This is a genomic window from Paenibacillus sacheonensis, assembly GCF_009909195.1.
GTDB lineage: Bacteria > Bacillota > Bacilli > Paenibacillales > Paenibacillaceae > Paenibacillus_Z > Paenibacillus_Z sacheonensis.
Genome location: NZ_JAAAMU010000005.1, coordinates 103046 through 116335, shown reverse-complemented (window position 1 = coordinate 116335; position 13290 = coordinate 103046). Strand labels below are relative to the sequence as shown.

Here is a 13290-nt window from a genome sequence, read left to right as displayed (position 1 = left end):
AAGACGTACGACTTTTCTGCACGGAGGGCGTATACATGATGATTAATTCCGAAGGGAAGTCGATGAATTGTTACGCCTGAGAATGCCGAAAATCGCAATCTTTTACAAGCTTGTCATCGTTCTGCTGCTCGTGATCGCGCCGTTGTACGGCATCAGCATGTATCTGAACCAGCAGGGCGAATCGAGCGTGCGCAGCGAGATTTCCGGTTCCATGCAGTCCCGGGTTCACTTCTATATTCAGTCGCTCGTCGTCGAGCTCGACCGGATCCAGCGGCTGCAGCGGGAATTCATCAACGACGACGACCTGCAGAAGCTGAGCGTCGCCGGCCCCGTCATGTCCGACCTGGAGCGCACCGAGGCGATGATCCGCCTCCAGAAGCGGCTGCTGCTCGTGCAGAATTCCAGCAACTATATCGACAGCGCCAATGCGTACGTACCGGGCCTGGGCAAGGTGCTCAATTCGAACGATATCTACGTGACGGCCAACCAGGATCGTCTTGGCCAGCTGATCGGCGCGTCGCAGCTTCATCTGTCTCTTGTCCCGCTCGCGGATGAATTGTTTATTTGCCAGCAGTATCCGGATACGCCCGATCAAGACTCGCTTATTTTCTTTCTCTATCTCGAGCTTTCCAAGCGTGCGATTCAGCAGGAACTGACGCAGTTCATGAGCTTCAACGGCGAACAAGCGATCTTGTTCGGAAGCGGCTTCGAATGGTCGATCACGACGGACGACAACGCGGAACGCACCGAGGCGCTCAAGACGATCGCCAAGTCGAGCATCGACGGCGCCGCCCCGGGCATGAATGCTTTCACGTACGACAAACAGCGGTATATTCTGACGCTGGAGCATTCGGCCGCCGTCGATATGACCTTGCTCATCTATACGCCCGAGAAGAACGCGCTCGGTCCGATTCAGAAGTACAATACGTGGTTCTGGGTGCTGTCCCTGTCGTCGGTGCTGATCGTATTCGTCTTCTCCTATTGGATCTACAGATGGATTCACCGCCCGCTCAAGCAGCTTGTCCGGTCGTTCCGGAAGGTGGAGAAGGGCAATCTGGACGTGAAATTGACGTTGAACAGCAACGATGAATTCGAATATTTGTACGCGCAGTTCAATTCGATGCTGAGTCAACTGAAGATATTGATCGAAGAAGTGTACGAGGAGAAAATCCATTCGCAGAAGGCGGAGCTGAAGCAGCTGCAAGCGCAGATCAATCCGCATTTTCTGTACAACACCTTCTTTATTCTGAATCAGATGGTGAAGCTCGAGGATTACCCGAAGCTGAAGCCGTTCACGAAGCATCTCGGCAATTACTTCAAATTCATTACGAGAGACGCCTCCGACGACGTTCCGCTCCGAGAGGAGTTGGAGTTCGCCAGGGCGTACCTCGAGATCCAGAAGATCCGCTTCGAGGATCGCATTGCCGTACAAGTCGATGAGCTCCCGGATATGATCGCCGGCGTGCTCGTGCCGCGCTTGACGCTGCAGCCGATCATCGAGAATTCGTATAAATACGGTCTCGAGGAAGTCGGCGGCAGCGGGCGGCTGAACGTGCGATTCCTTCTTGCAGCCGATCAGCTCGTCATCGAGATCGCGGACAACGGGAAAGGCATGAGCGACGAGGAGCTGTGGAATTTGAACCGCAGGCTGAACGATCCCCCTCCCCATATCGAGAGTACGGGAATCATCAACGTGCACAAGCGGCTGCGGCTGAAATACGGACCGGGGAGCGGCGTCAAAGCATCGATCGACGGCAAGCTCGGCGGCTTGAAGATCAGCCTCTATATTCCCGTAAAGGAGAACAATCCATGATGCTGCACCGGATGCTTATCGTCGACGACGAGCCTTACATCGTGAACAGCCTTCGCATGCTGTTCGAGGAAGCCGAGCAGCTCAAGCTTGACCTCTACACGGCGACTTCCGCCGCGGAGGCGCTGGACTGGCTCGGGAAGACGCGAATCGACATCGTCCTGTCGGACATTCGCATGCCCGGGATGTCGGGGCTCGAGCTGCAAGAGCGGATTCGCGAGCAGTGGCCGTCCTGCAAGGTCATCTTCCTGTCGGGGCACAATGAATTCGGCTACGTACAGGCAGCCATCCAGAACGGAAGCGCGGGTTACTTGCTCAAGACCGACGACGAGGAAGACATTATCCGCACGGTGGAGAAGGCGGTACGCGAGCTGGCCAGCGAGCGCTCGATGAACAGCTTCATCGACCAAGCGAAGGAGCAGATGCGCAAGGCGCTCCCCGTCCTGCAGCGGGATTTTCTCGCCGCCATGGCGGAGGGGGAGCCGACGAGCGAAGCGATCCGCGCGAGACGGTTCGGCGAGCTGGAGCTCAAGCTGTCCGCCTCCCGGCCCGTCATGCTCGTGGTCGGCCGCGTAGACCGGTGGGGAGAGAACTACTCCTCGGTCGATAAGGAGCTCCTGCTCTACGCCGTGCAAAATATTGCCGTCGAAGTGTTGAGCCATTCGGCTGCCATGGCGACGGCGGTGATCGACCGCACGCGGTTCATGTGGCTGCTTCAGCCGGACCGCGAGGATCGCGCGGAGGACGCGACGTGGGTTCGGTTCGTCCAGGAATCGCTCGATTTCATTCAGGACCGGTGCAAAACGCTGCTTCACGTTCCGTTGTCGCTCGGCGCTACCGTGCAGCCTTTCGAGTGGGAGGAGCTGTCGGCGAAGCACGCCCATCTGTCCCGGCTGCTTATCCGCGGACTCGGCGAAGGCGACGAGATGCTCCTGTACGAGATTAACGGGAACGCGGAGGACGAAGGGGATGCCGCCGATTCGCGCAGGGAAACGACAGCGCATCAGCGCCAGGTAAAGCTCAATCAACTCCGGACGCTGCTCGAGAGCGGCCAGAGCGTCCCGTTCGCCGAGCTGTTCGACAGCTTGTTCGCGGAGGCGCCGGGCCTGCAGTACGAAGAGCTGCAAGAAATCTATTACTCGGCGGCAACGATGATTCTATCGCAAATCAACCGCTGGTCCGCCTACGAGCGAATCGCCGGCCGGCTGCCGCTGAACCGTCTGTTCGCGCTCGACGCGCATGCCTCCTGGCCGGAGGCCGGCCGTTATTTGCGGGGGCTGGCCGATGCGCTCACCGTGCTTCTTGCGGAAGACAGCTCCGAGCGAAGCAACGAAGTCGTCGAGAAGCTTCACCGTTACATCCACGACCATATCGCCGGCGATTTGTCGCTCGTGCGGCTCGCCGACGAGGCGGAGTTGAACTCCAGCTACCTATGCCGCTTGTATAAACAGCTGACCGGCATCGGATTGTCGGATTACATCACGGACGCGAAGCTGGCGCTGGCCAAGCAGCTGCTTGGGGAGACGACGCTGAAGGTAAGCGAGGTCGCGGTCCGAATCGGCTTCGATTCGGGCTACTTCTCCCGGTTTTTCAAGAAAAGCACGACGATGACGCCCCAAAAGTACCGCGAGAACGTAACCAAATGAAAACCATATGAAGCGACGACTGAAGGAGGGATACGATGCGAACGAACCGCATTGCGAATACGGATCTGCAGCCGTCCGTCATTTGTCTCGGAACGTCGGGGTACGGATCGGAAATCGAGAGAGAAACCGCATATCGTCTCATGGATCTGTACACGGAGCGGGGCGGTAATTTTCTCGATTCGGCGAATATCTACGACGATTGGGCGGGGCTTGGCAAGAGCCTCAGCGAGAAAACGGTCGGCGCCTGGCTGAAGGAGCGGGGCTGCCGGGACCGGATCGTGCTGGCGACGAAGGGCGCGCACCCCGACCTGGCGGCGATGGATCGATCGCGTCTTAGCCGCGCCGACATCCTGCATGATCTGCAAGACAGCCTGTCCAACCTGCAGACGGACTATATCGATCTCTATTGGCTGCATCGCGACGATCCCCGGGTCGCCGTCGAGGGGATCGTCGACGTGCTCAACGAGCAGGTTCGAGCTGGGACGATCCGTGCGTTCGGCTGCTCGAACTGGACGACGCGGCGTATTCGCGCCGCAAATGAATACGCTTCCGGAAGCGGGCTGCTCGGGTTTGCCGCCAACCAGCCGCTCTGGAACCTCGCCGTGCTGAACCCGGGCGCGCTCGAAGGCTCGACGGTTGCGGCGATGGACGACGAGATGGCTGCCTATCATGCGGCCGCGAATCTGGCTGCGGTGCCGTTCTCTTCCCAGGCCAACGGCTTCTTCGGCGGGCGCTACGTTCGCGGACAGTCGCCGGAGAAGGGCGGCCGGTCGGCCATCGTCGCGGCGATGTACGCGAACGAGGCAAGCTTCGACCGTCTCGACCGCGCGATACGGCTGGCCGAAGAGCTGGACACGACGCCGACGCGGATTGCGCTTGCGTATTTGACGGCGCATTCGTTTCCCGTGTTTCCGATCATCGGCGTCTCGAAGTCCGACTATCTGCTCGACAGCTGCGCGGCCGCCGATCTGCGCCTTAGCCCGAAGCAAGCGCGCTGGCTGGAAACCGGCGAAGCGCAGTAAACTCGCCGCAAGCAGGCTAGGCATGCCATCATTTCATTATTCATTCATGGAGGAGATCGCGATGAGCTTTAACGGAACGAATTTGAACATGGGCAATCTTGCCCGGCTGTCCAAGGCCAAGACGCGTTCGATCAGCGCCGAGAACTTTACCGGGGAGAAGGGGAAAGGCGGCATGTCGCTCGACGGCGCCAGCGCCAGCTGCGCGCGGGATCTCGGCCAAGGCTGGAAAATCTCGCCGTGCATTCCGCTCAAGAAAGGCGAAACGTTCGAGCTGGCGAACATTCGCGATTCCGGCATGATCCAGCATATGTGGATGACATGCGCGCCGGAGCGGTGGAGAAGCTTGATCCTGCGCATGTATTGGGACGGCGAGGAGTCGCCTTCCGTGGAAGTGCCGCTCGGCGACTTCTATTGCAACGGCTGGTGCCAGCGCAGCATCGTCAATTCCATGCCGATCTCCGTCATGACGGGCGGCGGCATGAACAGCTATTGGCAGATGCCCTTCCGCCAATCGGCCCGCATCACGATCGAGAACCTCGGCGGGGACATTCCGCAATTCTTCTATCAAATCGACTATACGCTTACGGATATCCCGGAGGATATGGCGTACTTCCATGCGCAGTGGCGCCGCAGCAATCCCGTCGGCTACAAGGACGTGCACACCATCCTGGACGGCATTAAGGGCCATGGCCATTACGTAGGCACGTACATGGCTTGGCAGTCGAACAACGACGGCTGGTGGGGCGAGGGCGAGATTAAATTCTTCATGGACGGCGACGACGAGTTCCCGACGATCTGCGGCACGGGAACCGAGGATTACGTAGGCGGCGCATGGGCGTTCGAACAGGTCGAAGGCGAAGGCTATCTGCCGTATACGTCCCCTTACCTGGGCTTCCATCAGGTGTCCAAGTCCAATGGATTCTCGAAGGTCAATCAGCGTTTCGGCATGTACAGATGGCATATTCTGGATCCGATTCGGTTCGAGGAGGACTTGAAGGTGACGATCCAAGCGCTGGGCTGGCGCAGCGGAGGCCGGTATTTGCCGCTGAAGGACGATATCGCCTCCGTCGCTTATTGGTATCAGGCAGAGCCGCATGCGCCGTTCCCGGCGCTGCCGGACAAAGACGAGCTTGAGGTCATTTAACTAAGCCCCCAACCAGGAGGAGAGACGAGATGTCGGACAAACCGATTTATAATGTCCACAGCATGGTGGAGCATTTGAAGATGGCCGAGATGAGGAAGAAGCATCCGGACTGGCTATGGAACCGCAGCGACACGCATGTGCTGCTCGGCGTACCCACTTCGCACGAGGGTTATAAGACGGCCGTCGAGCCGGGCAACTCCTTTTCTCCGGGCCACCGTACGTACGGCGTATCGACATGGCTGTACGCGGACGGGAAGCTTCATGCGCCGGAGGAGCTGCCGATCGAGCAGCTGAACTGGTCCTTCCTGGAAGGCCATGTTCCTATCCTTCGTTCCGTCTGGCAGGCCGGCGGCTTCTCGGTCGAGTCCAGGCTGTTTACGGACGGCAATCCCGATACGAACGACATCAAGACGTATCTCACGGTCGAGCTCGGCAACGAAGGCGGCGCGGCAGTAACCGGTATCTTGTACGTAACGATCCGCTCCTTCGGCGCGGCAGGAGGGGCAATCTCCCGGCTGGCCATGGACGGGACCAGTCTCAAGCTGAACGGCGAGCGAGTCATGGTTGCGGAAGAGCCGCCGGCCCGATTCGGCGCGGTCAGCTATGCGGACACGGGCCAGGATATCTACGCGTACCTTGCGAAGGGACAGTTCCCGGAAAACGCGCAGGTGGAAGACGCATCGACCTGGGCAAGCGGCGCCCTCGCGTACGACGTGACGCTGGAGGCCGGCGAGAAGCGATCGCTGTCGTTCGTTTGCCAGGTGCACGGGGACAACTGGATGGTGAAGCGCATGGTCGATCTGCCCGCGGCTTGCCCGGACGTCGGCAGCGTCGCCGAGCAGTTCGCCGCGGACTGGCAGGCGAAGAGCCGCATCAAGCTGCAGCTTCCCGACCGTCGCTTCCAGGAAGCGATGCTCGCCCAGCTGACGCATCTCTACATGTTTACGGTCGATGCGGAACCTCGCATTACGCCGGTCTCCTATCCGCTGTGGTGGTTGAGAGACGGCGCTTACGTGGTCGTCGCGCTCGACAAAGGCGGCTATGGCGAATTTGCCGAACGCGCGCTGCGGGCTGCGGCTCACCGGGATGCTTTCGGAGGCTTCGGCGCGGAAGGAGACGGACCGGCGAACGGGATCTGGATGATCTCCGAGCATTACTTGCTGACGCGGTCGAAGCCGTATCTGCAGGACATGTACCCGCATATCGTGCGCAAAGCGGAGTTGCTGCGGGAAATGCGCCATACGACCGTTCCGGTCAAACGGCATAACGAATTCCGCACGCCGGAAATGCTGCTGCGGGCGGAGAGCGATATCCTGTGCATGGCGAGCCGGGACGGCCTCATCATGGGCCGGATGGACCATCATCAGCCGATTCTGTGGATTAACGGCTACGCCTATCTGGCGTTGAAACGCGCCGCCATATGCGCCGAAGCGCTTGGCATCGAAGGAACCTGGTTCGCGGAGGAAGCCGAGGATCTGAAACAGGCGATCCGCCGCAAAGCCGAGCAAATCTTCGGCGACAACCCGCGCGATCCGAATTCGGTCTTCTGGCCGACCGGCTGGGGAGAGAAGGACGACGCCCGCATCGTCGAAGGCATGGAGCGTTTCTGGAACGAGGAGCGTTTCCCTAACGGCCGCCACAATCCGGAACCGCATTGGACGTATTTCGAAGCCGGCCAGGCGCATAACCTCCTATTGATGGGCCGCCGCGACCGCGCTTGGGTATCGATCGAGCATTTCCTGAATCTCCATACGGCGCCGGGCCTGTACACGTACCATGAAGGCTGCGATGACGAGAATTCCTCCCTGCAATGGCAGCGTTCGCGCGGCTGGGACGAGATCCGCTATATTACGCCGCACGGCTGGACGGCCGCGGAGCTGTTCCTGCTGCTGAGGGACTGCCTCGCAAGAGAGGAAGAGGAGACGCTCGTGATCGGTTCTGGGATTCCGGAATCTTGGATGAGCGAGCCGTTCTCCGTCTCCGGTCTGCCGACGTACTTCGGATCGGCGTCATTCTCGTACGCGCCGGAGGGCCGCAAGCTGCGCGTGACCGTCGAGCGGCTTCCGCAGGGCGGCATCCGTTCGGAGCTGCCGGGCGATGTCGAGGTTGTCGTCGAGAGAGGCTGAGGGCCGGCGATGATCGAACAAGCAAAGGGTCTGCAAAAGCTGCGGATTAGCGAAAACAACCGGCATATCGTCCATGAAGACGGTACGCCGTTCCTCTGGCTCGGCGATACGGCGTGGGAGCTGTTCCTGCGTTTGAACCGCGAGGAAGCGGATCGTTATTTGCGCCGCCGGGCGGGGCAGGGCTTCACGGTCATTCAAGCGATCGCCTTGGGCGAGACGGACATGTCCCGAGCGGCCAATGCTTACGGCAGAAGACCGCTGCTTCGGGGCGGGAACGGCGATTGCGATCCGTCGCTTCCCGATCTGGCGCAGAACGGCGAGTATGGCTATTGGGACCACGTGGATTATATCGTTGATCGAGCTGCCCATTACGGTTTATATATCGGGATGCTTCCGACATGGGGAGACCGCATCCATACGGCGTGGGGAGGCGGACCGGAAATGTTCACTTCGGACAATGCGGCCGTATACGGCAGCTGGCTGGGCAGTCGGTACCGAGATCGCGGTAATCTGGTCTGGATTCTCGGAGGCGATCGGCCGCTGACGAACAGGCGGCATCTCGGCGTCGTTCATGCGATGGCGGAAGCGCTGCGCGCAGGGGACGGCGGCGCGCATCTCATGACGCTGCATCCGAACGGCGGACAATCCTCGTCCACTGCCGCGCATGAAGAAGCGTGGCTGGATTTCAACATGATTCAATCCGGTCATGAAGCGAATATTGCGAACGAGACGATGATTACGCGCGATTATGCGCTCCAACCGCCGAAACCGGTCCTCGACGGAGAGCCGTGCTACGAGGATCATCCGGTCGGCTTCAAGACGGAGAACGGGTTCTTCGACGCGAAGGATGCGCGGCAGGCGGCTTACATGGCATTGTTTGCCGGCGCGTTCGGCCATACCTACGGCCACCATTGCGTCTGGCCGATGATCACGGAACCGAACGCTTATTTTATCATGAGCTGGCAGGATGCCCTTGGGCGTCCGGGCGCCGAGCAGATGAAATACGTCCATCGTCTGATGACGTCCAGACCGATGCTGGACCGCGTGCCGGACCAGTCTCTGCTCGTCCGCAATTATAAGGGCAGCGGCCGATTGCAAGCATGCAGGGGCAAGGACCATGCGTTCATCTACAGTCCGAACGGTCTTCCGATTTCGCTCCGGTTAGGCGTCCTATCGGGAAGCGCTTTGCATGTGCAATGGTATGACCCGAGGACGGGGCAATCTCTTTGTTGCGGTGACGTGGACAATGAGGGCGAGCGGACGTTTAGGCCGCCTTCCTGCGGACGGCAGGACGACTGGATACTGATGCTTGACGATGCGTCAGCCTGCTACTCGGCCCCGTAACCGATATGGGGGACAATTTATTCTATTAGGATCGTCCGCATAGGACAAAGAAAATCCGAAATCTAGAAGCAATGACTCGCCTCCAGGGTGCAATGGGTAACCCCATTTGCCGCTGGGGGCTTTTTGCATGCAAGATAATCGATGCCAACCTGCTGGAGATGGGATACAATACCAGTTGAGGGTGGTTTTAGAATGCTAATTGGGCACTTCATAGTCCGAGCTTCTCATTCCTATAGGATCGGATGTGTGTCTCTATGGTGGAATGTCCCTGGTGTCACGAAGAGGTGGAAGTCAACAACGGACGATGTCCCGCATGCAAAAATGATATCGATGCAGAGGCCATTGTCCATGAGTTTGATCCGGAACGGGAGGAATTCATCTTTAAAGCCAACGCTCATTTGAGCGTGGAAGACAGGATAGCCCATTCATTTCAATGTGCCAAATGTAAATGCGACGAATGCTTGATCAAAGAGGTTGCCATGACCGGAACCGGGCTGAGTAAATTATTCGATATCGAGCATCACCATTTTCTGGCCGTCTCCTGTACGCATTGCGGCTTTGCGGAATTCTATAATCCCGATATCCTGAAGGGCAAGAAATCCGGGCAGCTGGGAACGATCATGGATATTTTGTTCGGAGGATAATCGCGGCTGTCGTTCCGTGCCCAGTAGGAAATAGGAGCATCGATAGGGACTGAAACGGAGGCAATGCCATGAATTTTTCATCGGGATCTTCAGTGATCACGATATTACCCTTCATTTTGTTCGTCGTATACGGTTTATTTCTATTGCTCGGTCTTTACGCGCTCTATCTGTTTATTAAGCTGGCGATTCGCGCGATCGCGGCGCTCGACATTTACCTCGATGAGAAGAGAAACAGGCGGTTATAAATAAAACCCAAATCAGGAGAACGGAATCGCTATGATCAACTACAATATTTGCTTCATTCAACGCAAGGATCACATCCTGCTGCTCAATCGAAACTTCAAACCGTGGATGGGCTGCTGGAACGGCGTGGGCGGAAAAATCGAGGCGAACGAGCTTCCCAGGGACTCGATGATAAGGGAAATTTTCGAGGAAACAAGCATCGTCGACTATGATCTGTTTTTCAAAGGCTTGATCACGTGGACGGTTAACGATAGCCATGTCGGAGGCATGTATCTTTATCATGCGAAGGTTAAGGATTCCTTGGTCTATGAAACGCCGATAAGAACCGAAGAGGGACTGCTGGACTGGAAATCGATTCCGTGGATATTGGATCCGAGCAACATGGGGCTCGCGGCCAATCTTCCACAATCCGTTGAAATCATGATGAAGGATTCCCATTGCTACGAACAGCATTGCACCTATGCCGCAGGGAAACTGATCAGCCTCGAATCGAGCAGAGTGGATCCTAATCTTGAAACGAATCGAGAATTGAGAGAAGCCTATTTGCGGAAGTATCAATTAGAGGTGTAGCGGCGGAGGTGAGCATCTTGAGCCAAGAGCTGAGCAAAAGCAAAGTGATCGCAATATGCGGTTCTGCATGCGGAGTCGGAAAAAGAGTCGTGCGAGCGACGAAACCCATGTTGATCGTCGGTGCATTATCCTTTGCGTTGTTGGGGTGTACAGACTCTAATCAATCATCGGATAAACAGAATGCGGTGGTTTCACCGAATGCGCCTAATACGCCAGCTCAAATCGTCTCCTTGGAACAGCTGAAGCAGGTTTCTCCGAATATGACGTATGGTGAAGTAATCGGAATTTTGGGAGACAGCCAAGACATTGGTTCAGGAAGATATATCAGACGGTATCGGGACAAGGACGGAAGACGGTTTACGCTAAACTATGGAAGTTCCCAATCTGTCATTAGCAGCAGAGAGTATAAGATCCTTCACAATTTGATAAATGACAGGTCTTGATAACGATAACTTTACGATCGTATTCTTCGTTAGAAGAGGTGTGTATATGACGGACAATCCGGCTCGAATGATTCAACCGGACGAACTGCCCCAATTGCTTGACCTGTATAAGCATTTGCACGAGCAGGATGCAGACATCGTAGACCAGGAAGCCCTCCAACGGCTGTGGAGCGAAATCATGACGGACCCCTACATGAAGATCATCGTCATGGAACGGGATGGCAGGCTCGTCTCCACTTGCGTGCTGAGCATTTTGAAAAACGTAACGCGAGGCGCCAGGCCGTATGGTCTGATCGAAAATGTCGTCACGCACGGCGATTATAGAAAGCAAGGGCTGGGGCGGGCGGTGCTCCAGAAGGCGGATGACATTTGTCGGGCATACAATTGCTACAAAGTCATGCTGTTAACGGGATCGACGCGCGACGAGGTGCATCGCTTCTACGAGCAAGCCGGCTACAGGAAAGGACTCAAGACAGGGTTTCTCAAGAAATTCGAATAACGGGCATGAGCTGTCATTTCGGGTGCCGCAAGAAGGAGAGTTTGACTCATGGAGTTCCGCATTCGAAGACTGGAAGACAAGGAAGAGATCCCCTATGATCTCTTGCTGCTTGCCGATCCATCCAGGGAGCTAGTAGAGGCCTACATTCAGAAAGGCCAGTGTTATTTGGCTTATCGAAATGACGAGGTAGTCGGAGAATTCGTTCTCGTGGAAATAGCGCCGTACGCTTTGGAGATCATCAATATCGCCGTTAAGGAAGCGTTCCGGAGGCAGGGGATCGGAAAACGCTTAATGCTCGAAGCCATAGAAGAAGCGAAGAAGCGGGGAGCGAAGCATGTCGAGATCGGGACTGGCAATTCCAGCGTCCATCCGCTTAACCTGTATCAGTCCTGTGGGTTTCGGATCATCGGCATCGATAAAGGCTTCTTCATTCGAAATTATGCAGAGGAGATCTATGAAGACGGGATCCAATGCACGGACATGATTAGGCTAAGGCTGGACTTATAGTCATAACGCCGTTTATTGGAGGAAACGTTGATACTCGAAAGGGGAGGTTGTTCCATGCAGGAGCCGACGCTCGTATATCTGGTCAGACATGGTCAAACAGAATGGAATACGCAGCGCAGATTTCAAGGCCATGAAGATTCTCCGCTGACGGAGCTCGGCGTGAAGCAAGCGAGCTGGTTAGGCGAGTCGATGCGCAGCATAACGATTGACGTGATCTATTCGAGTACCAGCCCGAGAGCTCGTCGGACGGCGGAGATCATCGGATCGGACAGAAGCATACCGCTTCATACGAGCGACGGCTTCAAGGAAATCCGGCTCGGCCTATGGGAAGGGATGAATCAGGACGAAGCCAAGAGCTTGCATCCCGTACAATTTCATCATTTTTGGAATGACCCCGAAGCGTTCCAGGTGCAGGATGCGGAAGCCTTTCAAGACGTGTCCGAACGAGCGGTCGCCCGGCTGCGCCAGATCGTCGAGGAGCATGCAGGCAAAGCCATTCTGATTGTCGCCCACACGGTAGTGGTGAAGCTCCTGATGGCGTATTTTGAAAACCGCGCCTTGAAGGATCTCTGGAATCCTCCCTATATTCACCCGACCTGTTTAAGTAAAATCGAGATTCGTCAGGACGGTCATGCCATCCTGCTTCATGGCGATATCTCGCATTATAAGGAGGAAACCGTGGAGAACTGAACCGATTTCCCCGCTGGACGGTAAATGAATTGCCAGATGAATACCCGCGCGGATGCACGTGTCGAATTAGAGCCAGGGAGGCGCAGCGCTATGCAGAGAGTCGATGTTACCTATTCCTTAATTACGGATCTATCCCGAACGAAAGTGTTGATGGTCAAAAATGTCGGCGATGCCGGAGATTTCAGATGGTCGCTACCCGGCGGGGCGGTCGAGGCCGATGAAACCTTGGAACAAGCTGCCGTAAGGGAAGCGAAGGAAGAGACCGGACTGGATGTTCGCGTCTATGGCGTCGTTGCCATAAATGAATGCAAGTACACGAAATCTCAAAACCATGCGATCTTCTATACGTTTCGGGCGGAAATCATCGGGGGCGAAGAAACGCTTCAGCGGCCGGACGAGATCGCGGAAATCGCTTGGATCGCCATTGAACAAGCCGATGAACTCATGCCTTACTATCCTGGCGGACTTCATAGGTTGATAGCGGGACATGAAATCCCTTATGTTGATGAGGGGATCAAGTGAAGTGAAAGCGAATCGTACCAAAGTAATTGAAGTCGAAGTCATGTTTGCTTTGCGGCCGCAGCGGCGTGTCTGCTGCCGTA

13 protein-coding genes are annotated in these 13290 nt (G+C 56.7%); all 13 read left to right on the top strand.

All coding sequences use genetic code 11. The features are described from left to right. Positions 1-67 precede the first annotated feature (67 nt). The 13 genes from GT003_RS11120 to GT003_RS11065 all read left to right on the top strand — a co-directional run bounded on the left by GT003_RS11120 (position 68) and on the right by GT003_RS11065 (position 13210). Entirely contained in the window at positions 68-1813 is a 1746-nt protein-coding gene (locus tag GT003_RS11120) for a sensor histidine kinase (RefSeq protein ID WP_161697531.1), read from the top strand. Then, positions 1810-3456, top strand: coding sequence for a response regulator transcription factor (locus GT003_RS11115; protein ID WP_161697528.1), 1647 nt, complete (start codon positions 1810-1812; stop codon positions 3454-3456). The genes GT003_RS11120 and GT003_RS11115 overlap by 4 nt, the downstream gene beginning before the upstream one ends. 35 nt (positions 3457-3491) lie before the next feature. Further along, positions 3492-4478 (top strand): aldo/keto reductase, encoded by a 987-nt coding sequence (locus tag GT003_RS11110; RefSeq protein WP_161697526.1) that lies wholly within the window; start codon positions 3492-3494, stop codon positions 4476-4478. A 61-nt stretch (positions 4479-4539) separates the two neighbouring features. Further along, positions 4540-5622, top strand: coding sequence for a glycoside hydrolase family 172 protein (locus GT003_RS11105; RefSeq protein WP_161697524.1), 1083 nt, complete (start codon positions 4540-4542; stop codon positions 5620-5622). Between the two features lie 29 nt (positions 5623-5651). Then, on the top strand, positions 5652-7748 hold the full coding sequence (locus tag GT003_RS11100) for a glucosidase family protein (protein ID WP_161697523.1): 2097 nt from the start codon (positions 5652-5654) through the stop codon (positions 7746-7748). A gap of 9 nt (positions 7749-7757) precedes the next feature. Continuing rightward, the gene (locus GT003_RS11095) at positions 7758-9092 is read left to right on the top strand and encodes a glycoside hydrolase family 140 protein (protein WP_161697521.1); all 1335 of its coding nucleotides are present in this window, start codon (positions 7758-7760) and stop codon (positions 9090-9092) included. Between the two features lie 284 nt (positions 9093-9376). Continuing rightward, positions 9377-9736, top strand: a complete 360-nt coding sequence (locus tag GT003_RS32470; protein ID WP_338045919.1) for a zinc ribbon domain-containing protein — start codon at positions 9377-9379, stop codon at positions 9734-9736. Between the two features lie 68 nt (positions 9737-9804). Further along, the gene (locus GT003_RS32125) at positions 9805-9981 is read left to right on the top strand and encodes a hypothetical protein (protein ID WP_170312206.1); all 177 of its coding nucleotides are present in this window, start codon (positions 9805-9807) and stop codon (positions 9979-9981) included. A gap of 31 nt (positions 9982-10012) precedes the next feature. Continuing rightward, complete coding sequence (locus GT003_RS11085) at positions 10013-10549, top strand: NUDIX hydrolase (protein WP_161697519.1); 537 nt, start codon at positions 10013-10015, stop codon at positions 10547-10549. 489 nt (positions 10550-11038) lie between these two features. Next, positions 11039-11491 carry a GNAT family N-acetyltransferase gene (locus GT003_RS11080; protein ID WP_161697517.1) on the top strand — a complete coding sequence of 151 codons (453 nt, stop codon included), beginning with the start codon at positions 11039-11041 and terminating at the stop codon, positions 11489-11491. Positions 11492-11539: 48 nt separating this feature from the next. Beyond that, complete coding sequence (locus tag GT003_RS11075) at positions 11540-11998, top strand: GNAT family N-acetyltransferase (protein ID WP_161697514.1); 459 nt, start codon at positions 11540-11542, stop codon at positions 11996-11998. Positions 11999-12052: 54 nt separating this feature from the next. Then, entirely contained in the window at positions 12053-12688 is a 636-nt protein-coding gene (locus GT003_RS11070) for a histidine phosphatase family protein (protein WP_161697512.1), read from the top strand. Between the two features lie 90 nt (positions 12689-12778). Further along, positions 12779-13210, top strand: coding sequence for an NUDIX hydrolase (locus GT003_RS11065; RefSeq protein ID WP_161697510.1), 432 nt, complete (start codon positions 12779-12781; stop codon positions 13208-13210). Positions 13211-13290: the final 80 nt, after the last annotated feature.

What these genes read in the sequence shown, in the direction of transcription:
- GT003_RS11070 (WP_161697512.1), top strand. Translation starts at nt 12,053, where the DNA reads ATGCAGGAGCCGACGCTCGTATATCTGGTCAGACATGGTCAAACAGAA.
- GT003_RS32125 (WP_170312206.1), top strand. Translation starts at nt 9,805, where the DNA reads ATGAATTTTTCATCGGGATCTTCAGTGATCACGATATTACCCTTCATT.
- GT003_RS11080 (WP_161697517.1), top strand. Translation starts at nt 11,039, where the DNA reads ATGACGGACAATCCGGCTCGAATGATTCAACCGGACGAACTGCCCCAA.
- GT003_RS11085 (WP_161697519.1), top strand. Translation starts at nt 10,013, where the DNA reads ATGATCAACTACAATATTTGCTTCATTCAACGCAAGGATCACATCCTG.
- GT003_RS11095 (WP_161697521.1), top strand. Translation starts at nt 7,758, where the DNA reads ATGATCGAACAAGCAAAGGGTCTGCAAAAGCTGCGGATTAGCGAAAAC.
- GT003_RS11115 (WP_161697528.1), top strand. Translation starts at nt 1,810, where the DNA reads ATGATGCTGCACCGGATGCTTATCGTCGACGACGAGCCTTACATCGTG.
- GT003_RS11110 (WP_161697526.1), top strand. Translation starts at nt 3,492, where the DNA reads ATGCGAACGAACCGCATTGCGAATACGGATCTGCAGCCGTCCGTCATT.
- GT003_RS11065 (WP_161697510.1), top strand. Translation starts at nt 12,779, where the DNA reads ATGCAGAGAGTCGATGTTACCTATTCCTTAATTACGGATCTATCCCGA.
- GT003_RS11100 (WP_161697523.1), top strand. Translation starts at nt 5,652, where the DNA reads ATGTCGGACAAACCGATTTATAATGTCCACAGCATGGTGGAGCATTTG.
- GT003_RS11105 (WP_161697524.1), top strand. Translation starts at nt 4,540, where the DNA reads ATGAGCTTTAACGGAACGAATTTGAACATGGGCAATCTTGCCCGGCTG.
- GT003_RS11075 (WP_161697514.1), top strand. Translation starts at nt 11,540, where the DNA reads ATGGAGTTCCGCATTCGAAGACTGGAAGACAAGGAAGAGATCCCCTAT.